This window comes from Jiella mangrovi (assembly GCF_017815135.1).
GTDB classification, from domain to species: domain Bacteria; phylum Pseudomonadota; class Alphaproteobacteria; order Rhizobiales; family Rhizobiaceae; genus Jiella; species Jiella mangrovi.
Map to the genome: position 1 here is coordinate 158,993 of NZ_JAGJCF010000002.1, position 24,588 is coordinate 183,580.

General features: G+C 65.4%; 24 protein-coding genes and 1 tRNA gene. 14 read left to right on the forward strand and 11 right to left on the reverse strand.

Annotated elements, in window-relative coordinates; genetic code table 11:
* Nucleotides 1–41: 41 nt before the first annotated feature.
* On the forward strand, nt 42–872 hold the full coding sequence (locus J6595_RS03660; protein WP_209593101.1) for a hypothetical protein: 831 nt from the start codon (nt 42–44) through the stop codon (nt 870–872).
* Nucleotides 873–874: 2 nt separating this feature from the next.
* Nucleotides 875–1,312, forward strand: coding sequence for an ACT domain-containing protein (locus J6595_RS03665; protein WP_342453077.1), 438 nt, complete (start codon nt 875–877; stop codon nt 1,310–1,312).
* Nucleotides 1,313–1,471: 159 nt separating this feature from the next.
* On the opposite strand, the gene J6595_RS03670 is transcribed toward J6595_RS03665, so the two are convergent.
* The 5 genes from J6595_RS03670 to J6595_RS03690 all read right to left on the reverse strand — a co-directional run bounded on the left by J6595_RS03670 (nt 1,472) and on the right by J6595_RS03690 (nt 4,201).
* Nucleotides 1,472–1,547, reverse strand: a tRNA-Trp gene (locus J6595_RS03670).
* A gap of 79 nt (nt 1,548–1,626) precedes the next feature.
* The gene (locus J6595_RS03675; protein WP_209593102.1) at nt 1,627–2,466 is read right to left on the reverse strand and encodes an FTR1 family iron permease; all 840 of its coding nucleotides are present in this window, start codon (nt 2,464–2,466) and stop codon (nt 1,627–1,629) included.
* A 4-nt stretch (nt 2,467–2,470) separates the two neighbouring features.
* Nucleotides 2,471–2,938, reverse strand: coding sequence for a cupredoxin domain-containing protein (locus J6595_RS03680; RefSeq protein WP_342453078.1), 468 nt, complete (start codon nt 2,936–2,938; stop codon nt 2,471–2,473).
* The gene (locus J6595_RS03685; RefSeq protein ID WP_245197598.1) at nt 2,884–3,411 is read right to left on the reverse strand and encodes an iron transporter; all 528 of its coding nucleotides are present in this window, start codon (nt 3,409–3,411) and stop codon (nt 2,884–2,886) included. The genes J6595_RS03680 and J6595_RS03685 overlap by 55 nt, the downstream gene beginning before the upstream one ends.
* A 151-nt stretch (nt 3,412–3,562) precedes the next feature.
* Nucleotides 3,563–4,201, reverse strand: a complete 639-nt coding sequence (locus J6595_RS03690) for a helicase HerA-like domain-containing protein (protein WP_245197599.1) — start codon at nt 4,199–4,201, stop codon at nt 3,563–3,565.
* Nucleotides 4,202–4,339: 138 nt separating this feature from the next.
* Here J6595_RS03690 and J6595_RS22820 point away from each other — a divergent pair, with 138 nt between their 5' ends.
* From J6595_RS22820 to J6595_RS03725, 7 genes are all read left to right on the forward strand, one after another.
* Entirely contained in the window at nt 4,340–6,109 is a 1,770-nt protein-coding gene (locus J6595_RS22820; RefSeq protein ID WP_209593105.1) for a sensor histidine kinase, read from the forward strand.
* Nucleotides 6,106–7,146 (forward strand): magnesium transporter CorA family protein, encoded by a 1,041-nt coding sequence (locus tag J6595_RS03700; protein WP_209593106.1) that lies wholly within the window; start codon nt 6,106–6,108, stop codon nt 7,144–7,146. Before J6595_RS22820 ends, J6595_RS03700 begins: the two co-directional genes overlap by 4 nt.
* A 154-nt stretch (nt 7,147–7,300) precedes the next feature.
* Entirely contained in the window at nt 7,301–8,308 is a 1,008-nt protein-coding gene (locus J6595_RS03705; protein WP_209593107.1) for an LLM class flavin-dependent oxidoreductase, read from the forward strand.
* A 157-nt stretch (nt 8,309–8,465) separates the two neighbouring features.
* Nucleotides 8,466–9,728 carry a hypothetical protein gene (locus tag J6595_RS03710; RefSeq protein WP_209593108.1) on the forward strand — a complete coding sequence of 421 codons (1,263 nt, stop codon included), beginning with the start codon at nt 8,466–8,468 and terminating at the stop codon, nt 9,726–9,728.
* Complete coding sequence (locus J6595_RS03715; protein ID WP_209593109.1) at nt 9,725–10,312, forward strand: protein-S-isoprenylcysteine O-methyltransferase; 588 nt, start codon at nt 9,725–9,727, stop codon at nt 10,310–10,312. The genes J6595_RS03710 and J6595_RS03715 overlap by 4 nt, the downstream gene beginning before the upstream one ends.
* A gap of 210 nt (nt 10,313–10,522) precedes the next feature.
* The gene (locus tag J6595_RS03720; protein ID WP_342453079.1) at nt 10,523–11,833 is read left to right on the forward strand and encodes an MFS transporter; all 1,311 of its coding nucleotides are present in this window, start codon (nt 10,523–10,525) and stop codon (nt 11,831–11,833) included.
* Nucleotides 11,830–13,098, forward strand: coding sequence for an arsenic transporter (locus J6595_RS03725; RefSeq protein ID WP_209593110.1), 1,269 nt, complete (start codon nt 11,830–11,832; stop codon nt 13,096–13,098). The genes J6595_RS03720 and J6595_RS03725 overlap by 4 nt, the downstream gene beginning before the upstream one ends.
* A 3-nt stretch (nt 13,099–13,101) precedes the next feature.
* Here the strand turns inward: J6595_RS03725 and J6595_RS03730 are convergent, their stop codons facing one another.
* A complete protein-coding gene (locus J6595_RS03730; protein WP_209593111.1) occupies nt 13,102–14,979 on the reverse strand; it encodes a DEAD/DEAH box helicase in 1,878 nt (625 codons plus the stop codon).
* A gap of 392 nt (nt 14,980–15,371) precedes the next feature.
* On the opposite strand from J6595_RS03730, the gene J6595_RS03735 reads away from it, so the two are divergent.
* Both J6595_RS03735 and J6595_RS03740 read left to right on the forward strand, forming a co-directional pair.
* The gene (locus tag J6595_RS03735) at nt 15,372–17,381 is read left to right on the forward strand and encodes a putative bifunctional diguanylate cyclase/phosphodiesterase (protein WP_209593112.1); all 2,010 of its coding nucleotides are present in this window, start codon (nt 15,372–15,374) and stop codon (nt 17,379–17,381) included.
* Nucleotides 17,378–17,812, forward strand: coding sequence for a BLUF domain-containing protein (locus J6595_RS03740; protein WP_209593113.1), 435 nt, complete (start codon nt 17,378–17,380; stop codon nt 17,810–17,812). Before J6595_RS03735 ends, J6595_RS03740 begins: the two co-directional genes overlap by 4 nt.
* Before the next feature lie 51 nt (nt 17,813–17,863).
* On the opposite strand, the gene J6595_RS03745 is transcribed toward J6595_RS03740, so the two are convergent.
* From J6595_RS03745 to J6595_RS03755, 3 genes are all read right to left on the reverse strand, one after another.
* On the reverse strand, nt 17,864–18,709 hold the full coding sequence (locus J6595_RS03745; RefSeq protein WP_209593114.1) for a hypothetical protein: 846 nt from the start codon (nt 18,707–18,709) through the stop codon (nt 17,864–17,866).
* A gap of 116 nt (nt 18,710–18,825) precedes the next feature.
* Complete coding sequence (locus tag J6595_RS03750) at nt 18,826–19,803, reverse strand: WD40 repeat domain-containing protein (RefSeq protein ID WP_209593115.1); 978 nt, start codon at nt 19,801–19,803, stop codon at nt 18,826–18,828.
* Nucleotides 19,803–20,921 carry a CobW family GTP-binding protein gene (locus J6595_RS03755; RefSeq protein WP_209593116.1) on the reverse strand — a complete coding sequence of 373 codons (1,119 nt, stop codon included), beginning with the start codon at nt 20,919–20,921 and terminating at the stop codon, nt 19,803–19,805. The genes J6595_RS03750 and J6595_RS03755 overlap by 1 nt, the downstream gene beginning before the upstream one ends.
* 230 nt (nt 20,922–21,151) lie before the next feature.
* Here J6595_RS03755 and J6595_RS03760 point away from each other — a divergent pair, with 230 nt between their 5' ends.
* The 3 genes from J6595_RS03760 (at nt 21,152) to yddG (ending at nt 22,931) form a co-directional block, all read left to right on the forward strand.
* Entirely contained in the window at nt 21,152–21,550 is a 399-nt protein-coding gene (locus tag J6595_RS03760) for an acyl-CoA thioesterase (protein ID WP_209593117.1), read from the forward strand.
* A gap of 29 nt (nt 21,551–21,579) precedes the next feature.
* The gene (locus J6595_RS03765; RefSeq protein ID WP_209593118.1) at nt 21,580–21,810 is read left to right on the forward strand and encodes a YrhK family protein; all 231 of its coding nucleotides are present in this window, start codon (nt 21,580–21,582) and stop codon (nt 21,808–21,810) included.
* 248 nt (nt 21,811–22,058) lie between these two features.
* Nucleotides 22,059–22,931 carry an aromatic amino acid exporter YddG gene (yddG, locus tag J6595_RS03770; RefSeq protein WP_209593119.1) on the forward strand — a complete coding sequence of 291 codons (873 nt, stop codon included), beginning with the start codon at nt 22,059–22,061 and terminating at the stop codon, nt 22,929–22,931.
* Between the two features lie 345 nt (nt 22,932–23,276).
* Here yddG and J6595_RS03775 read toward each other — a convergent pair whose 3' ends face one another.
* Nucleotides 23,277–23,729 (reverse strand): cupin domain-containing protein, encoded by a 453-nt coding sequence (locus J6595_RS03775; RefSeq protein ID WP_209593120.1) that lies wholly within the window; start codon nt 23,727–23,729, stop codon nt 23,277–23,279.
* Nucleotides 23,729–24,499, reverse strand: a complete 771-nt coding sequence (gene gloB / locus J6595_RS03780; RefSeq protein WP_209593121.1) for a hydroxyacylglutathione hydrolase — start codon at nt 24,497–24,499, stop codon at nt 23,729–23,731. The genes J6595_RS03775 and gloB overlap by 1 nt, the downstream gene beginning before the upstream one ends.
* Nucleotides 24,500–24,588 lie beyond the last annotated feature (89 nt).

Consider the following 24,588-nt stretch of genomic DNA (forward strand, 5'->3'; position numbering starts at 1 on the left):
GCGCGTTGCAAGAGGCCAAACAGATCTCGGGAGGATGCATTTTGGCGCAATTATCGATCCGGCCCGGTGCTTGCACGCTGGCATGGACACGGGCCGCAAGCAGCGGCGTCGCCCTATCGCTCGCCCTACTCGCGCCGCTCTCGGCATCGGCGCAGGACGGGGCGACGCCAAGGGAAATCCCGAAGGGTTTCGTCCTGCCGGGCCCGGCGCCGACCAACGCACCGGCTGGCACAGGCAGTGCCGCTTCGCCAGGGTCCGACGCCGGCAGCTCGGGCGGCAGCACGGTCGGCGGCAAGGCCCAGAACCCGGTGGATTTTGCCACGGCCCCGAAGAAAGCCACGACCGACTGGCCCTGCATCCAGCGGCGCGTCGATCAGATCACCGCCGGCCAGATCTGGAGCGGCCCGCCACTCCCCGATCCCGCTTCCGTCGACGCGAGTGACGAAGTGAGCAGGCTGATTGATCAGGTGGCAGCGCGGCGCACGCCGCTCGCCGATGCCGAAACAGCCGTGAAGGACTATATCGAGGCGCTGCCGAAGGGCGAGCGCGAGGCGGCGGCCGCCGGCTTCGTCTCCGTCCTTCTCGATCGCCTCAACACCGAGCGCAGCCAGATCATGCGCGGGATCGAGCGTTACGGCGTCAAACAGAAGACGCTGGCGGCGCGGCTGCGCGAGGAGGCGAAAGCCTTCTCGACCCAGCAGAACAACCCGACCGCCAATCCGACAGCGCTCGACGACGCCCGTCAGCAGATGCTCTGGAACACCCGTGTCTTCAACGAAAGGCGGCAGTCGCTGAGCTATGTCTGCGAGGTGCCGACCCTCATCGAACAGCGCGCCTTCGCCCTTGGCAGGGCGGCGGGACAGGCGCTTTGACGGTGAAAGGCGTTCACGAGGCTGAGGCGTCGCGCGGCGTCGGACGCAAGGGTGTGAGCATCACGCTGCGGGCCCTCGATAGCGACTACGCCATCAGCCGGCTTGCGCCCGATGATGCCATTCCCGGTTGGGCCGACGGGCCGGGCTTCGTGTCGATCACCCGTACGCAGGACGAATTGTCGATCCTGTGTCTGGCCGAACGCGTCCCATCGGGAACGTCCACCGATCAGGGCTGGCGCTGCTTCCAGTTCGTCGGGCCCTTCGCCTTCGACGAAACCGGCATCGCCGCCGCCGTCCTGCAGCCGCTGGCCGAAGCGGATATCGGGATCTTCCTCGTCTCCTCCTTCGACACGGACTATCTGTTCGTGAAGATGGAGAATGCCGGCCGCACCGCGCAGGTGCTGACGTCGGCCGGGCACGTGGTCGAACACACCGATTGATCGGCGATCGATCAGCGGGGCGCTTCGCTGGAGCGCCGTGCGTCCGAATGGGCCCACAGAGGCCGCTCTATCTTATTGAATCAACGCATCGTGCTTTTTAGAAAAGCGATTCCGATATTCGGGCCGATGCGGCAGGCCGGCGATGTTTTGAGGAAGGACTGGCAGGGGCAACAGGGCTCGAACCTGTGGCCTGCGGTTTTGGAGACCGCCGCTCTACCAACTGAGCTATACCCCTTCAGCCGTGGTGGAGATAAAACGTCGGCGGGCCGGATGCAACAGCAATCTTTGCCCGGCCCCGCCCGTCTTGTCGCCAATCAGGCCGATGCCGTGATCTGCCCGGGTTTGTCGCCGCTCTCCCGGCCGACGAACCAGCGCACGGCCAGCATGACAGCGATCACCGCCAGATAGGCTGCAAGCTCGCTCGCCGAGGGCTGCGAGGCGTAGCCGAACAGGACATGGGCGACGCGGCCCAAGAGGCTCTGCTCGGACAGGACCGGGCTCGTATCCCACAGTGGCGTCACCCAGCTGTTCAGCCAGCCGCCCTGCGCCAGAAAGCGCATCGCCTGTGCCGCGAGCCCGGCGGCGAGCAGCGTGATCAGCCCGGAGAGGACGCCGAAGAGATAGCGCAGCGGGATGGCGATCAGGCCGAGATAGAGCAGCGCGGAGATCACCGCGCCACCTGCAATGCCGAGGAGCCCGCCCGAAACGATGCCGAGAGCCGTCGTCTGGCCGGCCGCCGCGACGCCGTAGAGAAACAGGACGACCTCCGAGCCCTCGCGCAGGACGGCGACGGCGCAGACGATGGCGAGCGCCATCAGCGACTTCTCGCCGGCCTTCACCTCCTCGCCGACGGCCTTGAGGCTTCTGGCCAGCTCGCGCCCATGGCTGGCCATCCAGGCATTGTGCCAGACCAGCATGACGACGGCGATGAGGAGGACCGCGGCATTGAGCGCCTCCTGGCCCGATCCCTCGAAGAGATCGGCGATCCCGCCGGCAAAGGCCGCGACGAGACAGGCGCCGATGAAGCCCGCGAAGATCCCGCCGGCGACATGCAAGCCGCGGCCGGCAAGGCCCCGAGTGGCGGCGAGGACGACGCCGACGACGAGACCGGCCTCGATGACCTCGCGAAAGACGATGACGAAGGCTGCCAGCATCGGACTACTTCGCGACCACGATGCCGCGGGCGGTCGCGGCGTGATATTCCCCCATGAACTGATAGCGGCCCGGCACCAGCGGCTGGATGCGGATGATCCCGGTCTTTCCGCCCCCGACGACCTTCTCGACCCTCAGATCGGTCGAATCGAACTCGTCCGCCGTCTCGTCCTCATTGGTCAGCTTGATCTGGAAGCGCTGATTGGCCGGCACTTCAATCGTCGCAGGCGAGAATTTGTGATCCTTCAACGTCAGTTCGACGGTATGGACGTCGGCCGCACTGGCCGGCACATAGGCCAAGGCTGCGGCGCAGAAGGCCGCAATAACGGCGGGGCGAAACATCGGGGACATCGTCGGGTTTCCTGGTTCAGGGTCTTTGAGCTTGGCGCCCGCGTGCACGGGCGCCAGTTGCGCCGCCGTCAGCTGTGCTTGGCGGGATAATCGAACGTCCATGACACGGTGATCGGCTTCCACCAGTCCGGCACCCCCGTCGCCTTGTCGACGTGATGCAGGAAGCCGTTCACCGAGGGCGGTTCGATGACGTAGGTGGCCTTATATTTGCCAGGCCCGTTCATGGCAAAATTGTTGGCATAATGCGGTCCGTCGCCGGCCGTCATGGGGGCCAGGGGCTTGGTCTCGGAATAGGAACCGTCGGTCTTGGCTACGGTGGTCAGGATGCTGAGATAGGGGATCCAGGCATCCGGCGGAAAGCCATGGGCCTCCTTGTCGCCGGCATGGACGTCGATCTCGACGTGGATCGCGTCCTTCGCCGTGCTCATGCCCGGCGCCACACCGCTCATCTCGATCCCGGTGAGATAGGCGGGCGAAAGCTGCATTCCCTCCTTCATCACCGGTTCGCCGATATAGAACTCGCCTGCCAGGGCGGGAGAGATCATGCCGGCGGCGGCAAGCACGCAGCCACCGAAAACCATCGTCTTCGCGAACATACTGGACCTTTCCTGCAAACACGACCCGACACGACTGGGCCGGGTCGCACGAATACACCCGCCCCGACTAAGCGGACAGTTTTGATCAGATTAAATTTCGGTCAGGTTGGATGCGTTCGAGACTACGCCGGACCGGCAGGCAGGGCAGAGCTCACCGCCCTCGCTTGAAGCTACCCAGAATGCCCCGGACGATAGCCGTCGTCACCGTCGAGGCGACGGTCCGGCCGACCTGTTTCATGATCGTCTCTGTCACGGTCTGGCGCTGATAGCCGGATGAGCGAGTGGTGCGGCGGGGGGCTCGGCGTCGCGCTGGCGTGTCGTCCCTGTCATCGTAGTCCGCGGCATCGTCCCGACCATCGCCGCCAAGCCCGAAGTCTGGGATCTGGAAGCCGGTCCGTGTGCGCCGTGTCTGCGGCACGGAAGCGCCGCCGCCCCAAGGCCCCCGGCCCTCGCCTTCGCGGCCATTGGCCCGTCGCCTCGCGGCCTCGGCTCGCGCTTCCTGCTGCGAGCCTTCTGCCGCCTCGCGCTGGTGGGCGATCTCGGCCTCCTTCGCGCGCTCCTCTTCCTCGCGTTTCAGATCCTGTTCGGCCCGCTCGACGAGCATTTCATAGGCGGATTCGGAATCGATCGCATGGTCGTAAAGCCCGGCCACCGGGCTCTGCCGCTGCGTCTCGGCCCTTTCTTCGTCGCTGACCGGACCGAGCCTTGCGGCCGGCGGGCGAATCAGCGTGCGCTGGACGCCGTGAACAAGCTGCGGCGTCGCCATATCGGCGACGCACGCTTCATCCATCGCCGTGCAATCGCGGCCGTCCTCTTGTGGTAAATTCGGCCGGTCTCGCGTAAGGTCCCTGTCGAGAGGGACAATCCGAAATTCAGCCAGCGTGGTGGGTCGCGCTGGCATGCTGCAGATGCTTGGGACGAAGCAGCCGTGAGCGTTGACACGCGATCAGAGGGACACTCGGCCGCAAATGGCACGAAGCATCGCAGTTTCGTGCCTGCGGGGCGATGGCGAAGGCTTGCCGCGTGGCGCTTTTGGCGCCGGCCGCGGCTGCTCGTCCATCTCATCGGCTTCGCATTGATCGTCGTCGTCCCGGCGCTTCTTTTCAGCGCCTTCCTGATCGTCCAGTTCTCACAGCAGCAGCAGGAGATCGCGGCGGCCCAGGTCAACGACACCGCCGAGATCGTCTCGAACGCCATCGATCGCGAAATCTACGGGCTGGTGACGTCCGGCCGGGTCCTGGCGGCCTCCCCGACACTGATCGACGGTCCGCTCTCGCAGTTCAGCGAAAGGACGGTCGCGGCCCTCGCCGGAACATTCACCACGGCCGAACTCGTCGATCGCGACATGTCCGTCCTCGTCGACACCCACGAGACATTTCCCCCGCCGCAAGCCCGTTTCCCCGATCCGACCCTGGTCAAGAAGGTGTTCGACACCCGCAACTGGGTGATTTCCGGCGTCAGCTTCCGCAAACGACGCGGGCAGTTCGTCTATCAGGTGGCCCTGCCCGTCATGATTGGCGGCAACGTGAAATATGCCCTCGTCCTGTCGAAGGCGACGACCTCGTTCGAGGCGGTCATCGCCGACCGCAACCTGCCCAGTCGCTGGTCGGCGATCATCAAGGACGGGGCCGGCAAGCGGGTCTTCGCGGCGGTCACCAGCGACGGCCGCATGCGGGCGCGCCAGTCGGTGTCATACGACAACCCCTCGATCATCGAGACGGTCGGCAATGTCGGGATGGGCACCGATCTGATCGAAGCTTCGACGGTATCGAGCCTGTCGAACTGGACGACGACGGTCGCCGTTCCAAGCGCCGTGATCGGCCGCCCGGTGATGCGGTCCTGGATGCTTCTCGTCGGCGCCGGGGCGGTGCTGCTTGCCTTCTCCGTCGCGCTGGGGATCACCTTCGGCCGCCGCCTCGCCGACCCGATCCTCAAGCTTTCCCGGCAGGCCGAGCAGATCGGCCGCGGCGAACCGGCGACGATGATTTCCACCGACATCGCCGAAATCGCCCAGGTCTCCAAGGTTCTGGCCCAGGCCTCTCGCGAGCGGCGCGAATCCGAGGAGCAGAACCGGTTCCTCATGCGCGAGATGAGCCACCGCGCCAAGAACCAGTACGCGCTCATCGCCGCCATCGCCCGGCGCGCGGCCAATGAGAGCGCCGACACGACGCAGTTCCTCGAGACACTGTCCGAGGCGCTCGGCTCGCTCGCCCGCTCAGCCGACCTCCTGTCATCGGGCGACTGGCAGAGCGTCTCCATGGTCGATCTGGTGAAGACCCAGCTTCAGGCCTTCGGCTCCAGCAGCGACCAGATCGTCCAGGACGGGCCGCCTCTCACCATCAACCCGACGGCCGCACAGACCATCGGCCTCGCCCTTCACGAACTTGCCACCAACGCCGCGAAATACGGCGCCCTCTCGGTGCCCGAAGGCAAGGTCCAGATCACCTGGTCGACGGACGACAAGCTGACCCTCTGCTGGCGCGAAAGCGGCGGCCCGACGGTAACCAAGCCCCGACGCTCGGGCTTCGGCACGCTCGTCACCCAGAAAATGACGGCACGCGGGCTGGGCGGAACCGTCGACATGGATTATGCGCCGGCCGGCGTCGTGTGGACATTGACCGTGCCGATCGATTCCGTTCGCCCGCGCCCCGATCCGGCTCAGGGTAACGAGCGGAACAGCGTGAAAGAGACCGGATGATCGACACCTATTCGTTCGATGGCGCCAAAGTCGTCCATGCGACGGCCACGGCGCACGAACTGTCCGACGGCGCCATCTGGATCGATCTTCACTCCCCCTCTCCCGAAGAAGTCGCCGCTGTGGAAGCGCTTTGCGCCATCGCGATCCCGACCCGCGAGGAAATGAGCGAGATCGAGGTCTCGAGCCGGCTCTATTCGGAGGATGGCGCGGACGTGATGACGGCGAGCGTCGTCCACGGCGTCCAGACCGGCAAGCCGGCCTTCGCGCCGGTCACGTTCCTGCTCGCTCGCGGGCGTCTCGTGACGGTGCGCTACAGCGAACCGAAGAGCTTTCAGATCTTCGTCTCCAAGCTCTGCCGCGATCCCGCCGTTCTGCCGCCGCATCAGGAAGCGGCAGAGGCCGGCGAGATCGCCCGCTCCGTCGGAAAGGCGCCGACGGCCGAGCAGCTCCTCGTCGGGCTTCTCGAGACCGTCGTCGATCGGATGGCCGACCTCTTGGAGCTGATCTCGGCCGATCTCGACAAGATCGGCGACGACATCTTCTCTTCGTCGGCGCAGAAGAAGCCGACGGGAACCGCCGACTTCAAGAAGCTCCTGCAGCGGATCGGCGCCGCCGGCGATCTGACCTCGCGGGTTCGCGAAAGTCTGGCGACGCTCGACCGGCTCCTGCCCTTCATGCAGCTCGTGCTCGACCGCAAGAAGGGCAACGGCATGAAGGACGGCAAGGCGCGGGTGAAGGTCATGGCCCGCGACATCCACTCGCTCAACGATTTCGTCTCCTTTCTGTCCAACAAGACCACCTTCCTCCTCGACACCACGGTCGGCATGATCTCGATCGAGCAGAACGCGATCATCAAGATCTTCTCGGTCGCCGCCGTCGCCTTCCTGCCGCCGACGCTGGTCGCCTCGATCTACGGCATGAACTTCCACGACATGCCGGAGCTCGACTGGGCTTACGGATACCCCTATGCGCTGATCTTGATGGCGGTCTCGGCGCTCCTTCCGATGATCTACTTCCGTTACAAGAACTGGCTTTGAGGCGGCGATTTCGGGCGCGCCTGCGGCGCGCGGCCGAAGGGGCCACGAGAGTGAACGCTGCGGTCAGGACATGGCCGGGCTCTTTACCCGGCCCGGCGCAGCGACCATTTCATAAGACAGACATATCCTGACCATCCGGACCCGGAGCCAAGCGATGACCGCCTTTTCCGTACTAGACCTTTCGCCCGTTCCAGAGGGCTTCGAGGCGGCGGACGCTTTGAAGAACTCCGCCGGGCTCGCCCGCCACGCAGAAGACCTCGGCTACAAGCGCTACTGGATGGCCGAACACCACAACATGCCCGGCATCGCCAGCGCCGCGACGTCGGTCGCGCTGGCCTATGTCGCCGGCCAGACGAAGACGATCCGCGTCGGCGCCGGCGGTGTCATGCTGCCGAACCACGCGCCCTTGGTCATCGCCGAGCAGTTCGGCACGCTGGCGACGCTCTATCCGGGCCGGGTCGATCTCGGCCTCGGCCGCGCGCCGGGCACGGACATGATGGCCGCCCGCGCTTTGCGCCGAAATCTCGAGGCGAGCGACAGCTTTCCCCAGGATGTCCTCGAGCTGATGCTGTATTTCCAGCCTTCGTCGCCGAACCAGAAGCTTCGGGCCGTTCCCGGCGAAGGCACGAACGTGCCGGTCTATATTCTCGGATCGAGCCTTTACGGCGCGCAACTCGCCGCCCAGCTCGGCCTGCCCTATGCCTTCGCCTCGCATTTCGCCCCGGGCGCCCTGGAACAGGCGGTCGAGATCTACCGCGAGACCTATCGCCCGTCCGAGCAAAATCCCCGCCCCTATTTCATTCTGGCGGCCAACGTCTTTGCCGCCGAGACCGACGAAGAGGGCGCTTTCCTCAAGAGCTCGATGGAACAGGCCTTCGTCAATCTGCGCACGGGCCGGCCCGGCAAGCTGCCACGGCCGCAGGAGGGCTATTACGATCACCTCGATCCGGCCGGCAAGGCGATGCTCGACCAGGCACTTGCCGTCTCGGCTGTCGGCTCGCCCGCAGCCGTCCACGGACAACTGGCCTCCTTCGTCGAGCGCTACCGCCCGGACGAGGTCATCCTGACCGGTCAGATCCACGATCAGGCCGCCCGGCTGCGCTCCTTCGAGATCGCGGCGGACGCGATGCAGCGGATAAACGCTTCGCGCAAAGCCGCGTAAGGGCCGGGGCGGACGGGGAAGCCTCGATGTCCCCTTCGAGGGCCCCGTCACGGAGGAAGTCGTCTCGCCCGTAGCCGCAGGCGGCTTTTGCTTCCCGTGAGAGTGCGGTAGAGCCTCGGTTCGAAGGAAACCAACCCTCATCGTTGCGGGAGTTAGCATGATCAAGCGCCGGCTCGTCTGCTGTTTTCCCGGCTTCGAACCGATGCGGGCAGACGCCCATCTGAGGCGGTTTCGGCGCGGAGCGGAAGGCGCTGCAGCCCTGTGGGACCTAACCATCGGCGTCGAGGAGCCGGCGAGCGACACCGGGCCGGACGGTCTGTTCCCGAGCCTCAACGTGCGGCTCGGCGGTGCGGCCGTCGGTAACGCCCCATGGCGGACCGACACCAGAATCGTCTTCTTCGACTGGGGAGACCTCATCCTCGCCTATGGCGCGAGGCCGGTCTTAAAACGCTATCTCTCCGGTTATGTCGCGCTCGCCGACTTTTTTCTTTCCGGCACCGTCTTTCGCTATTTCCGCGTCAGCTGGCGCTATGGTCTTTTCTACCTCTTTCCCGTTCTCCTGCTCGTGATGGCGATGCTCTTGAGCAGTCTCGCCGGATGGAGTGTGGCGGTGATCGCGGGAATCTTCGTCGCCATTATCGGCGAAACCGCGCCTTCGGTGATCGGAGCTGCAACCGCCGTCGCCCTCGTCATCGGCCTGCCCTACATCGCCAATCGCCGGCTGCATCTCCTGACAGCGCTCGACGACTGGGCCATGGCCCGCGACATATGCCGCGACAAGAACCCCGCCATCAAAGAGCGCATCCGCCTGCAGGCGCGGGAGCTGGAGCGGATGCTCTCTGAGGCTGCCGCTACCCCCGGCACCGAACTCGTGGTCGCCGCCCACAGCCTTGGGGCGATCCTCGCCGTCACGGCGCTCGACGAGGCGCTGAGCCGGCCGCGGCTCGCCGGTCTGCAGCCGCATGTCCTGACCGTCGGCTCCAGCCTGATGAAGACCGCGCTGCATCCGGCCTCCCGCAGCCAGCGTGCCGCCGTCGCCCGGCTCGTCACCGAGCGTCTGCTGCCATGGACCGACTGCCAGGCTCTTCTGGATCCGATCAACTTCTACAAATCCAATCCCGCAACCTCCCTCGGCATCGAGGCGGGGCGTGCGCCTCGCGTCGCGCGCGTTCATTTCAGGAAGCTCGTGAAGCCCGAGACCTACAAGCGCATCAAGCGCGACTTCTTCCGCCTGCACCGCCAGTTCGTGCTGCCCGTCGAACGGCGCGCGCCCTATTCCTTCCACATGCTGCTCACCGGCCCGCATCCCCTCGGTGACTTCGCCTATGAGGCGAGCATCGACCGCCCGCCGCTGAAGGCGCTGCCCGAACCACCGAGAGACATCTCCGTCCGCGCTTCTGTCGACGGGGGCGGCGCATGAGTGCGGCGCTGATCGGCAAGATCTGCTGGGTGCTGATGGTCGTCGGCTGGTACGCCATCCGCTATCCGTTCGAGCGGCGGGCAAAGCGCGGCCGCGTCAAGAAGACCTCGCGCGGAAGAGCCGAGACGATCCGCATGCTGATCTCGCTGTCCGGTCTCGGCATCGTTCCAGGCATTTTCGTCGCGACCGGCTTTCCGCGCTTTGCCACTTATGACCCATCGCCGATCCTGACCGGCCTCGGCATCGCCGCAATGATCGCAGCGCTCGTCCTGTTTCGCCTGACCCACAAGGCGCTTGGCAAGATGTGGTCGGTCTCCCTCGACATTCGCGAGAAGCACCGGCTCGTCACCAGCGGTATCTATCGCCGGGTGCGCCATCCCATGTACACGGCCTTCTGGACGATGGCGCTGGCCCAGGCGCTGCTTCTGCCGAACCTCGTTGCCGGGCTCGCCGGCCTCGTCGGCTTCGGCACGCTCTACTTCCTGCGCGTCGGCCCGGAAGAGGCGATGATGGAAGAGACCTTCGGCCAGGACTATCGCGACTATCGCGCCCGCACCGCGCGGCTCATCCCGGGCGTCCACTGAAGCCAGGGGGCGAATCTTCGCCCCGGCACAGCGCCAGGCTGAAACTGCGACGCAGCCCGGAACCGAGGCGACCGGCCCGTGTTTGTTAGCCACGACGGCAACGACCGCCGCTTCTGTCCCTCGCTGCCGCGCCATCTGCCCGGTTCGGCTCCCGTCGTCTCGCTTCCCGCGCTCCGACCGCGCGCCCCGGCGCGGCAGAGAAAGTCTATCGTGTCGCCTTCGATGCCCCATCGCTCCGACCAGAATGACCTCGGCGCAGCCGACACATCCACCCGTTCGACCTCGGTGAAGGCGCTTTCGGCGCTGAATTTCTTGCTCGCCGACGTCCGCGACGGTCTCGGCCCCTTTCTCGGCGTCTTCCTGATCGGCAAGGGCTGGGACGCGGCGACCATCGGCTACGTCACCACCATCGGCGGCATCGCCGGCATGCTGGCGACGACGCCGCTCGGCGCGCTCGCCGACGCGACGAAGGCAAAGCGCGCCATCGTCGCGGTCTGCGCCATCCTGACGATCATCGCCTCGCTGGCGATCCTGATCTTCCCGACCGTCCCTGTTGTGGCGGCCTCGCAGATCGCGACGGGCGTCGCCGGCGCGGCCATCGCCCCGGCGATCGCCGCCCTCACCCTCGGCATCGTCGGCCAGAGCGGCCTTGCCCACCAGCTCGGCCGCAACGAGGCCTGGAACCACGCCGGCAACGGCATCGCGGCGGTGCTCGCCGGCGTCTTCGGTTATTTCTACGGGCTTCCAGCCGTCTTCGTCCTGATGACCGTCCTTGCCGTCTTCTCGCTGATCGCGCTGGCCCGCATTTCGCCGAAGGACGTCGACCATGACACCGCCCGCGGCCTCGAGCCTCGCAATGCCGGCGGCGAGCCGGGCGCGCCGGAAGGGTTTCGCACGCTCCTCAAGAACCCAAGGCTTCTGGTGCTCGCCGGAACGCTGATGATGTTTCATCTCGGCAATGCGGCGCTGCTGCCGCTGCTCGGGCAGAACGTTGCCGCCAAGGGCTCCGTCGATCCGGCCGCCTACACTGCCGCGACCATCGTCATCGCGCAGCTGACGATGATCCCGCTTGCCCTCGTCGCCTCGAAGATCGCCGAATCGCGCGGCTATTACTGGCTCTTCCTCGCCGCCCTGATCGCCCTGCCGATCCGCGGGCTGATAGCCGGGACATGGCATTCGCTCTATGCCGTCCTGCCGGTGCAGATGCTCGACGGCGTCGGCGCCGGCCTCCTCGGCGTCGCCGTCCCCGGCATGGTGGCGCTGATCATGCGCGGCACCGGCCGCGTCAATGTCGGCCTTGGCGCGGTGACGACGCTGCAGGGCGTCGGCGCGTCGCTGAGCCCGGCGCTCGGCGGCTGGATCGCGACGGCCTACGGCTTTCCCGTGGCGTTCCTGTCGCTGGGCGCGATCGCCGTGCCCGCCGTTCTCCTGTGGCTCGCCTTCGGCGCCTTGATGCGTCCGGCGCTCGCAGCGCAGGGAAACAAGGGACATGCGACCCGCGAGGCGGCCGAAACCGCATGACGGGCTTTTCGTCGCCGGAGCTCCAGACCGCCGCGACCGCCGTCATCTCGGCGCTGGCGATCGGCGGCGTCATCGTCCGTCCGTTCGGCTGGCCTGAGTGGATCTTCGCCACGGCCGGCGCAGCGCTCCTCGTCACCGCGCAGCTGCTGCCCCTTTCGCAGGGGCTTGCCGGCGTCGCCTCGGGCACCGACGTCTATTTCTTCCTCACCGGAATGATGCTGCTCGCCGAGATCCCCCGGCGCGAAGGCCTGTTCGACTATCTCGCCGCCCGGGCCGCCCGCGCCGCCGGCGGTTCGCCGCTCGGGCTCTTCACGCTGGTCTACGGCGTCGGGACGCTCGTCACGGTGTTTCTCTCCAACGACGCGACGGCCGTGGTGCTGACGCCGGCGGTGATCGCCGTCACCCGCGCGGCGAAGGCGGAAGACCCGCTCCCCTATCTCCTCATCTGCGCCTTCGTCGCCAACGCCGCCTCCTTCATGCTGCCGATCTCCAATCCCGCCAATATCGTCGTCTTCGGATCGCAGATGCCGCCGCTGACGGAATGGCTCGGCCGCTTCGCCCTGCCCTCGGCGGCGGCAATCATCGCGACCTATCTGATGCTGCTCTTCGTGACGAAGCAGAGGCTTGGAAGCGCGATCGATTCCAGCGCCGAGACCCCGGAGCTTTCACGCGGCGGCAAGATCGCCGCCTTTGGCCTCGTACTGGCGATCATCGCACTTCTGACCGCCTCCGCCCTCGGGGCCGAACTCGGCCTGCCGACCGCCCTCGCGGGCCTTGCGACCCTCGTCCTCGTCGCGATCGGCGAAAAGCGCAGCCCGCTTCCGGCGCTTCGAGGCGTCTCCTGGACGACGCTCATCCTCGTCGCCGGGCTCTTCGTCATCGTCAGGGCGCTCGACGGCATCGGTCTCGAAACGGCTCTCGTCGCGGCGCTCCGACAGATCGTCCAGGATGCAAGCAGCCTTGCCGGGCCGATCGTCGGCGCCGCCGTCGCCGTTGCGACCAATCTGACCAACAACCTGCCTCTCGGCCTCGTCGCCGGCGGCGTGGTCGAAGCGGCGCACGTGCCGGCAGAGATCGCCAGCGCGATCCTCGTCGGCGTCGATCTCGGCCCGAACATCTCGGTCACCGGCTCGCTGGCAACGATCCTCTGGCTCATGGCGCTTCGCCGGGAAGGCATCGATTACGGCGCACTGGCCTTTCTCAAGGTCGGCATCGTCGTGACCCTGCCGGCACTGGCCCTGGCTCTCCTGGCACTGATGGCCTGAGCCTCAGCCCTTTGGACGGCGATCCTTGCGCGGTTTGCCCTGCGGTCCGCCGCCGGGTGCGGCTGCCGCCGCCGGGGCGCCGTCGGGCTTGCCACCCTTGCGATGGAACGGCTTCTTGCCCCGCGGCTGGTCGAAGCCACCTGGCTTACCTCCGCCCGCAAACGGCTTGCCGCCCTTGCCACCCGGCTTGCCCTTGCCGAACTTGCCGCGCGGCGGCGCCTCGCCGGCCGGACCATCGGCCAGAGTGATGGTGATGTCGTCGCCGTCGCTGACCTCGGCGGCGCTCGCGAACTTCTTCGCGACGCTCTCGGCGATCTCAAACTTGGTCTCGCGATCGAAGATCTTGATCGCGCCGATCTCCTGGCGGGTGATCTTGCCGCGCCGGCACAGGAGCGGCAGGATCCATTTGGGGTCGGCGTTGTTGCGCCGGCCGACATCCATGTGGAACCAGACGACCGGCCCGCCTCGCACGTGGTCCTTGCCGCTAGTCCTTTCGCCGCGTTCGCCATCGCCCTTGCGGCCCTTGCCGGCGAATTCGCGCTCCCTGGCGACCTTCATATCCGGCCCGAAGCCCGGATCGAAGACATCCTCGGACGAAGGCAGCCGGGCGCGATAAAGCCGCGCCAGCGCCGATGCGAGATCTTCCGGGCTGCGGGTTTCGAGCAGACGCTTGGCCGCCGCGAGGTCTTCTTCGCTCGCAGGTTCCGTCAGAAGCGGATCGGACAGAAGCCGCTCCTCGTCGAGGCGGCGGATGGTTTCGGCCGAGGGCGCACCGGACCAGACGGCCCGGATAGTCGCCTCGGCCATCAGCCGCTCGGCCTTGCGGCGGCGCGAGATCGGCACCAGTAGCGCCGAGACGCCCTTGCGGCCCGCCCGGCCGGTGCGGCCGCTTCGATGCTGAAGCGTTTCGGCGTCGCTCGGCAGTTCGGCATGGATGACGAGATTGAGGCTCGGCAGGTCGAGGCCGCGCGCGGCAACGTCGGTCGCCACGCACACGCGCGCCCGGCCGTCGCGCATCGCCTGCATCGCCTGGTTCCGCTCGGCCTGGCCGAGCTCGCCCGAAAGCGTCACGACGGAAAAGCCCCGCTCCAGAAGGCCCGACGACAGATGGCGCACGGATTCGCGCGTGTTGCAGAAGACGATCGCGCTGGGCGATTCGGCCTCGCGCAGGACGTTGACGATGGCGTGCTCGACCTCGTTGGGCGCGATACGGATCGCCCGGTATTCGATGTCGACGTGCCCGGATGCGCCCTTCGCAACCTCGATGCGCTGGGCGGACCGCTGATAGCGCTTGGCCATCGCCATGATGGTCTTCGGCAGCGTAGCCGAAAAGAGCAGCGTGCGGCGCTCGGCGGGCGTTGCCTCGAGCAAAAATTCCAGATCCTCGCGAAAGCCGAGATTGAGCATCTCGTCGGCCTCATCGAGCACCAGCGCCTTCAACGCACCGATCTTGAGCGCGCCGCGCTCCAGGTGATCGCGCAGCCGCCCGGGCGTGCCGACGACGATGTCGGCGCCGCGATCGAGCTTACGCCGCTCGGCGCGCGGATCCATGCCACCGACGCAGGTGACGATCTCGGCCCCCGTATGGGCGTAAAGCCATGTGAGTTCCGTCGTGACCTGGATCGCCAGCTCGCGCGTCGGCGCGACGATGAGGGCCATGGGAGCACCAGCGGGAAGAAAACGCTCGTCATGACCGATCAGATCACCCGCGATCGCAAGGCCATAGGCGATGGTCTTGCCCGAACCGGTCTGGGCGGAAACGAGGAGATCGCGGCCCGCCGTCCCGTCCTCCAGCACCGCGTCCTGGACGGGCGTCGGCTCCTCGTAGCCGCGCTCGGAAAGCGCCCGGACAAGCGGGGTGATGGTGGTACGAAACGGCATGAAATTTCCTTGAGGGGGGCGCCCCGCGCCAGAGGCGGGATAGTTCGCCGCCGTGCCGCTCCTATGGCACAGCGCGGCCCACGGTTCAAATCCGCGCCGGACTCATCGACACGCATGTCTGCGCCGTCGATGCTCGAAACGACGTTGCATCGACGAGCATCGCCGAATACCAGCCTGATCGAACACCTCCAAGAATAGAAGAACGGCACCCGCCGGTACACCGGACGAAGCTGCGCGAAGTCGCATCAAATTCAAGTCCAATTGAACGATTCTCGTATCATGTCTTAAACGCTTGTCCTCGATACTGTCAGCTGATCTGCCGATCCTGCGAATACTCAAGGCTCAATGGCTTGCCGATAATCAGCTGCATCTTCACAGAATACGACCCATGGATGACGGCGCTCGCGGCGGTGATGTGCGCCATCGGTTCCGCCATCACCGTGAGGCTATGGACCCGAACCCTTCAGGCGACCGGGCGGATGCGAATCGACTGGGCCTTTCTGACGAGTGTCACAGCCGGCGCAGCGATCTGGGCCACCCATTTCATAGCGATGCTTGGCTACGACCCCCCGGCTGCAGCCACCTTCGATCCGCAGCTGACGATCATCTCCATCCTGATCGCCATCCTGGGCACCGGCATCGGATTTTATCTATCCGCGATGCGACGAAAAGGGATGGCGTGGCTACTCGGTGGATCGACAATCGGCCTGTCCATCGCCGCAATGCATTATGTCGGCATGTTCGCTTACCGGGTCGATGGCATCGTCACCTGGAACGACGGCTATATCGCCCTCTCCCTCGCCGGTTCGATCGGCCTGTCCCTCGTTGCAACGAAATTCGTCCTCGCATCGCTTGACGAAGGGCGTGATCGGCGCGCCACGCGTCTTTTGTCCATCGGCTTTCTCATTGCTGCGATCGTGACGCTGCATTTCACCGGAATGACCGCCTTCCATGTCTCGCCGATCGCCGGTTTCTCCGCAGGCGCCGACAGCGAGGCCTTCGGAGCGATGGCCTTGGCCATTGCGACTGCGGCATTGATCATCGTCTTCACCGGGCTCTCCAGCCACCTGATCGACAACGACACCCGCGCGGCACAGCAGAGGGAGCTGGAACACATCGCCAATCACGACGAACTCACCGGCCTGTGGAATCGTCGCCGCTTCTCGGCCGGATTGGCCGAGGCGTTTGAAACCCGCGAGGCGGGCATCGATCCGCTCTTTCTCGTCATGATCGACCTCGACCGGTTCAAGTCGGTCAACGACACCCTCGGTCATGGCTTTGGCGACCGTGTTCTCGAGATGGTGGCAAACAGGCTCCGCAAGATTGTCGGCAGGGAACGCCGGATAGCACGGATCGGCGGCGACGAATTCGCCATTCTGGTGACGGACGCAACGGAAGAGGACGTCGCCGATCTCTGCCGTTGCCTCGTCGAAGTGATGTCGCGGGCAGTCGTCGTCGATGGCCACGTCATCGAAATGGGGACGAGCATCGGCGCGGCCCAAGCCTTTCGCGACGGAGCCTCGCGCGATGAACTCGTCCAGAACGCCGATATCGCCCTTTATGCAGCAAAGGCGGAGGGCCGGTGCTGCTTTCGGTTCTACGTGAGCGAAATGTCGCAGAACGTCCAGCTGCGCCGGACCCTGGAAACCGATCTGAGGCGCGCCCTCGGCCGCGGTGAACTCGCCGTCCAGTACCAGCCGCAGGTCGATGCGAAGACCGGCGCCTATACGGGCGCAGAAGCCCTGTTGCGCTGGTACCATCCCGAAAAAGGCTTGATCCCGCCGACCGACTTCATACCGCTGGCGGAGGAAATCGGCCTCATCAACGCGATCGGAACCTGGGTTCTGCGGCAGGCTTGCCTGGAGGCGACGAACTGGCCGCGACACATGGGCGTTGCCGTCAACCTCTCTCCCGTGCAGATCATGGACAGGCGCCTTCTGCGTTCGATCAAGACGATCCTGTCCGAAACCGGCCTCGATCCCAAACGTCTCGAACTGGAGATCACCGAAACCGCGCTGCTCGGCAACGATGAACAGGCCCTGGCCACCTTGTCGGCGATCAGTGACTTCGGCGTCGCGATCGCGCTGGACGATTTCGGCACGGGATATTCGTCGCTCAGCTATCTCCACCGCTTCCCGATCGACCGCATCAAGATCGACCGGTCGTTCCTGCAGAGCATCCCCGAGGACAGCGACAGCGCCACGATCGTCCAGGCGATCACCCGGCTCGGTGCCAATCTCGGTATGAAGGTCACCGCGGAGGGTATCGAGACGGAGGTGCAGCAGCGCTTTGCCAGCAACGCGGGTTGCGACACCCTGCAAGGCTATTTCTTCAGCCGTCCCGTCACGAGCGCGCAGCTGATGTCCGTCCTGGAAACAACGCTTCGGGCGGGGGCTGCATGAGCGGCAATCAGGCCACGCCGGTCCTTCGAATCCTCTACAGGAGCAAAGCGCACCCGATCCGGAACACGGCGCTCTCTCATCGGGCGATCGAGGAAATCGTCGCCGCCTCGCGTCGCCGCAATCTGGCAGACCGGGTGACGGGTGTGCTTCTCAAGGTGGAAGACACCTTCATCCAGGTCATCGAGGGGGAACAGGGCCCGACCGAGGCCGCGTTCGAACGGATCTGCTGCGACGAGCGGCATTCCGGCCTCGTCCTCGTCGACATGACGACGGCCAACCATCGCCTCTTCCCGGCGTGGTCCATGGCCTATGTCGCCTCGGACGAACTCCCGCCGCGCTTGCAGATCAATGTGAAGCTCAAGACCATTGCGATCGCCATCGAGACGAGGCCGGACACGGCGCTCGAACAGATGCAGACATTGCTGGAGTGATCCGCCGCGCCGCGCGCCTTGGCATAGACGAGGCTCGGGCGCAAATTTCGATTATCCTCGCTTTGACGAATAGTGGCAGAGAGGTGGGCGAGGCACTCCGCGGAATCTTGCGCTCATCCCCTCCATCCAGCCCGCTGCCATTGTGATCAGCTTTATTTCCATGAAGGTCCACTGATTTTTCGTTTGGGCTTCGTCGGTCGGCTCGATTTGCCTCATTAACTTCCAGCTAGGGCTTCCGTCAGCTTCACATTCGGCCGTCAATGCGTCTGTGCGGATGAGCTCGTCGAAATGCGTCATGAAAAAATCGTGGTCGCGCCGAATGTCCTCGATTTCGGGGCGCAAGGCACACTCCCCGGTCGTCAGCTGAAAACCCATGGGAGTCCGCAAGGGATCGTCCGAGTAAAAGGCGATTTCGCCGGCGCGCAGCCCAGCGGCGATGAAATCGACATACGCGTGAAATGCCCTCTCCGGATCCCACAGGCGTGTTCGCTGAAGGTTTTCGTAAAGTCGGTCGCCGTTGACGAAGCAGGGCATTCCCTTTCCCGCTTCATCGTCGGCGAAAAGCGAATCCGTCACCTCCGGGTCGGATGGTTTGACCTCACTCGTAATCTGCGGGACTTCGATCGTGCAGCGGGAAGGCGCGAGAACGAGCCAGGAGCCGGTTTCGACCGCGCCATGATCTGCGCGCGCCATCTGCGCGAGTTCGTCGATCGCGGCCCCATCGAACCCGGCCGCCATGGCTGCCTGGCGCGTCGATGGACCTATGGCGCAGCCTTGGCCGGCGAAAAACGCGGTCAGTCGATTCCCGTCTTCAGCTGCATGCGTCGGTGCTGCCAAAACGATATGGATCGACAGTCCCATCATGTAGGGCAGTAAGAAACGCAGATGACCGAACAAGGCCGACACCCTCAGTTTGATCCAGAGTTCGGCCGAGAGCTAAGCGCGCCTGACTTTGATTCAAGCCAGCAGGACCGCTGCATCTTGCTCGTCGCTGTCATAAGGGATGAGCGCAGTCAGCCGGCGATGTCGACGACCCCGGCTTCGCCGTTCTCGGCTCCAAAGGCTAAGAGACCACCCGCCCCGTGCCACGCCATCGTGCGAACGGGGGAGGCCCCGCCCCTTCTCAGCAGCGCTTCCTTCGAGTCGGCGAAGCGCACCGCGAGGATCATGCCGTCCTGGTAGCCGATGGCGAGCATGTCTTCCGCCGGGTGGCAGGCGACGGCGGTGACCATGGAATCGCCGCGCGTACCGAGTTCGAGCGGCGCCTTGCCCATCGGGCCGTCCTTGCCGGAAAACGGCCAGAGGATCGCCGCGGGCGCGCCGGAGGTGGCGAGGAACTTGCCCTTGGCCGACCAACTCCAGTCCTTCACCTTGGCCGGATAGCCGGTCATGCGCATGTGCTTGCCGTCGTCGACGCGCCAGCCGTGCAGGGCGTTTTCCTGCATGATGGTGACGAGGAAACGGCCGTCGGGCGAGAAGCTGGCGTCGAGATGGGCGCCCTTCCAGCCGAGCATCGTCGGTACGGCGTCGGTCGCCGGGAAGAACAGCGAGGCGCCGTCGTAATGCGCCGTGGCGACGCGAAGGCCCTTCGGCGAAAAGGCGAGGCCCTCGACAGTGCGCGGATGCGCCAACTCCTTCAGCGGCGACTTCGCCGCCAGCACATAGGCGCTCCGGCCCGACGCGAAGCCGACGGCGCCGTTCGGGCCTCCGGCGACGGCGCCGATCCATTTGCGGCCGATGCTCGCCAGCTCTTCGGCGCTTTCGCCGTCGCTCGTGGAGACGACCCGGCCGTCCTCGCCGCCGGACAGGAGCCGGCGGCCGAAACCGTCATAGACGGCGGCAAGCAGCCCGCCCTCATGCAGTGTCAGGGCCTTTTCGCCGCCGGCCGGCAGCCGCAGCGTGCCGTCGGCCAGCGCAAAGGCCGGGCGGTCCTTCAGAAAACAGGCGGTCTCGACGAAATCGGCGAATTCATAGGCTGCAATCGACGGCATCAGGCGGGGGCCTTCACCTTCGCCGCACAGGCGGCAAAGCCGGCTTCCAGCTCTTCGGCATCGAGCTGGCGGCCGATGAAGACGAGACGGCTGAGCTTGGCCTCGTCGTCACGCCACGGCCGCTGGTGGTCGCCCTCGATGATCATGTGAACGCCCTGCACGACATAGCGGTCGGGATCGTCGTCAAAGGCGATGATGCCCTTGAGGCGCAGGATGTTCGGCCCCTGCTCCTGGGTCAGCGCCTGGATCCAGGGGAAGAACTTCTTCGGATCGAGCGGCCCGCCGCGCAGCGAGATCGAGGTCACGGTCACGTCGTGGATCGGCGATACCGCGTCGCCATGGGCGTGGTCGTGACCGTGGTGGGAATGATCGTGACCATGATGAGCGTGGTCATGATGGTGGTGATCGTGATCGCAGTCCGGCCCGCAGACGTGGTCGTCATGGGCGTGGGCGGCCTCCTCCAGAAACGCCGGATCGTCGTCGAGCACGCGATTGAGGTCGAAGGCCCCCTGGCCCAGCACCTTGGCAAGGTCGATACTGGCGCGCTCGGTGCGATGGATCACGGCATGGGGGTTGATCGCCCGCACCGTCGCCTCGACCTTCGCCAGCTCTTCCGCCGTGACGAGGTCGGTCTTGTTGAGAAGGACGACGTCGGCAAAGGCGATCTGGTCCTCGGCTTCCCTGGAGTCCTTCAGGCGCAGCGGCAGATGCTTGGCGTCTACCAGCGCGACGACGGCGTCGAGCTGGGTCTTGGCGCGCACGTCCTCGTCCATGAAGAAGGTCTGGGCGACGGGCACCGGATCGGCAAGGCCCGTCGTCTCGACGAGAATCGCGTCGAAGCGGCCCTTGCGCCGGGTCAGGCCCTCGACGACGCGCACGAGATCGCCGCGCACCGTGCAGCACACGCAGCCATTGTTCATCTCGTAGATCTCCTCGTCCGATTCGACGATGAGGTCGTTGTCGATGCCGATCTCGCCGAACTCGTTGACGATGACGGCGTATTTCCTGCCGTGGTCCTCGGACAGGATGCGGTTCAGCAGCGTCGTCTTGCCGGAGCCGAGATAACCGGTGAGAACCGTGACGGGAATCGGGTTGGCAGCGCTGGCTGTCTCGGACATCGGTGTCTCCTCGTTGCGGTCGGAGTCTGGTTGGTATCGCCCGGATATAAGCCCGCAAAACGCAGATTGCACGAGGGCGATCGCTGCAGAAGTCTGATCGACCCGCATGACTGTCCGTCACGACCGTGGCGTCTGCCGACTTGCCTTTGCCGATCCGACGCCCTCCTATTGGGCCGCGATGGCCGGCAAAGACGGCCCGATTCTGCCGAGACGACGACAAGGGCCTTGCGATGGACGAAAGCGACGAACTCCCGAAAGGCGAACTCACTGTTCGCATTCCGGCGATGCCGGCGGACGCCAATGCCAATGGGGACATCTTCGGCGGCTGGGTTGTTTCGCAGATGGATCTTGCGGCCGGCATCAGGGCCGCGGAGCGGGCGCGCGGCCGCGTCGCGACGGTCGCCATCAACGCGTTGGTTTTCAAGAAACCGGTGAAGATCGGCGACACGCTCTGTGTCTATACCTCGATCGAAAAGGTCGGCCGCTCGTCGATCACGCTTGCCATCGAGGCCTGGACCCAGCGGCGCACCTCCCGCGTCGAGGGCAAGGTGACGGAGGGCACCTTCGTCATGGTGGCGATCGACGACGAGGGCAGGCCGGCTGCAGTCCCGGAAGAAACCCTCGACTGATCCCCAGGAAAGAATTAACGGAGCCTCCATTGATCCAGGCCCTCGTTCGCGACTATGCGTGGATTCACCTCGCCATCGGCCTTTTCGGCAATTTCTGCTTCGTCGTCGGCTCGGTGATGTTTTTCAAGATGTTCGACGCCTATTACACCCTCGGCGTCTGGCTGTTTCTTGTCGGCTCGCTTGGCATGTTTCTCGGCTCGCTCGGCGAGCTGGCAAAGTCGATCTACGAAAAACGCGAGACGCGCGGCGCCGGCTCGTGAGGCCGGGAGACGGCAGGCGCCAGGTCCGCTTCCGGTCTGCCGCCCATCCCCACCACGAGGGCGCGATCAGGCAACCGATCGCTCGCCGCGTGATCAAGGTCGCTTGCGCAAAGTGAGCCACCACCGGCAAGGCGCGAATATCACTTTGGATCGCTCTCACCCCTTGTGGGGAGATGCCCGGCAGGGCAGAGCGGGCAAGCTGGCCGCCAATGCCGGCCGAAAGACAAAATCTCCACCCAAGAGCTGACATGGGCACTCTTCTCGGCTTTGCCGCCGTCCTGATGTGGGCGCTTCTGGCGCTCTTCACCGCACTGAGCGGCGACACGCCGCCGTTTCAGCTCACGGCGATGAGCTTTGCGATCGCCAGCATCATCGGTCTGGTCATGCTGAAGGCACGCGGAGTGGGAATCGGCGTGTTTCGCCAGAGGCCGGCGGTCTGGCTGGTCGGCGTCGTCGGGCTGTTCGGCTATCACGCCTTGTACTTCGCCGCGCTGAAGAACGCGCCGGCGGCCGAGGCGAGCCTGATCGCCTATCTCTGGCCGCTTCTGATCGTGCTCGGCTCGGCTTCGCTGCCGGGCGAAAGGCTGCGCTGGTTTCACATCCTGGGAGCGCTGACCGGCCTTTGCGGTGCGGCGCTGATCGTCACGCGCTCGGGCGGCGTCTCGCTCGATCCGCGCTATGCGGCGGGATATGGCCTCGCCCTCCTCTGCGCCCTGACCTGGTCGAGCTATTCGCTCCTGTCGCGCCGCTTCGGCGAGGTGCCGAGCGATGTCGTCACGGGCTTTTGCATCGCCACCGCGGTCCTGTCGCTGCTGTGCCACCTCGCCTTCGAGACCACGGTCTGGCCCGTCTCGGCAGGACAGTGGGGCGCGATAATCCTGCTCGGCCTCCTGCCGGTCGGCGGTGCCTTCTATCTCTGGGACTACGGCGTCAAGCACGGCGACATTCAGGTGATCGGCGCGGCGAGTTATGCCGCGCCGCTCCTGTCGACGCTGGTGCTGGTGGCGGCGGGCAAGGCCGAAATGCGCTTCGAAATCTGGGCGGCCGCGCTTTTGATCACGCTCGGCGCGGGCCTTGCCGCCCTCCCCCTCTTCCGCCGCCTGTTGCGGCGGGCGACGTAAGAAACAGCCGAAGCGTCACGATCCGTCTCGTCGATGCGTAAATTGAAAGGGTTAGAGCGCCCTTCGTGCGTCCGTTCAGTGTGCACGACACGATCCTCGAAGGCCGGCCACGACTTGATCGATAAGGCGCAGCATTCGACGCTTCGTCATTCTCGGGCCCCGTCCCGAGAATCCAGAAACGTTTGACACAACAGAAGCTTAAACGGCGCACTGGATGCTCGGGACGGGGCCCGAGCATGACGAACGCGATAAAAGCGGACGCCTGATCTCGGATGTCAGGCCCTCGATATGCGCCGTTCAACGAGACTGTCGTGCAAACTGGCGTCCATTCGCACGCACGACGTCCTAGCCCGCCGAGCTCTTGCGCGGTGTCGGGCGCCAGTTCTTCGGTGCCATCTCGAAGTTTTCGAAATCGAACCCGGGCGCCACGGTGCAGCCGACGAGGGTGTACTCACCGAGCGACGTCGCCGTCTGCCAGCAACCGGCCGGGACCACGAATTGTGGCTTTTCTCCCGCCTCGATATTCGGCCCGAGCCTGTGGGCGGACGCATCGTGGCCGTTTTCGGAGATGGTGATCACCAGCGGCGCGCCGGCATACCAGTGCCAGGCCTCGGCCGCATCCTTGACCCTGTGCCACTCGGAGGTCTCCCCCGCTTCGAGCAGATAGTAGATCGCCGTAGAGCGGGCGCGTCCGCTGGAATCCGCCGCCTCGTCGCGGAAGTTTTCCCGATACCAGCCACCCTCCGGATGGGGCCTCAAGTCGAGATTGCGGACGATCCTGAGTGCGGCTGAACTCATCAGTATTGATCCCTCTTCTTTCTGATCGCTGCGAAAACGTCGACCGGATCGGCGCCGGCCATGTCCATGGCTGCCTGAAGGTCCGGATCGTCGGCCCTCAGGAACGGATTGGTCTTCTTCTCCCGTTCCAGGAGAACGGGCAAGGTCGATCGACCGCCGCGGCGCAGCTCGTCCACCTCGCGGGCACGCTCCTGCAGCGTCACATTGCCCGGATCGACCGACAGCGCACATTTGGCATTGGTCGCGGTGTATTCGTGGCCGCAATAAAGCATGGTCCCGCCCGGCAGCGCACGCAACGCCTGCATCGAGCCCCACATCATCGCCGGATCGCCCTCGAACAGCCGCCCGCAGCCGAGCGAGAACAACGCGTCGCCGGCAAAGACGGCGCGGGCCTGTGGCAGGAAATAGGAAACCTCGCCCAGCGTGTGCCCGGGCGTGTCGATGACCTCCACCTTGACCCCGCCGACATCGAGCGTATCGCCGCCGGACACCGCACGATCGAGCCCGGGGATCTTCATCCGCTCCTTCTCGGGACCGATGATCTCGACCTGATAGCGCGCCTTCAGGGTGCTGTTCGCCTCGACATGGTCACCGTGGTGATGGGTGGTGAGGATATGGGTCAGCGTCCAGCCGGTCTTTTCCAGCTCGGCAAGGATCGGCTCCTCCTCAGGAGCGTCGATCGCAATCGTCGTGCCGCTTTCCGCCTCGTGGACGAGAACGCCGAAATTATCGCTGCGGCAGGTGAACTGACGAATGTCGAAGGATGCCATCATGCCCTCCAGTCAGGCGGTGGAAATTGGACTGCCTCGAGAGATGGGCAGCGTCGGGCCGGCGATCTGATCTTGTCACGTCCTATGCA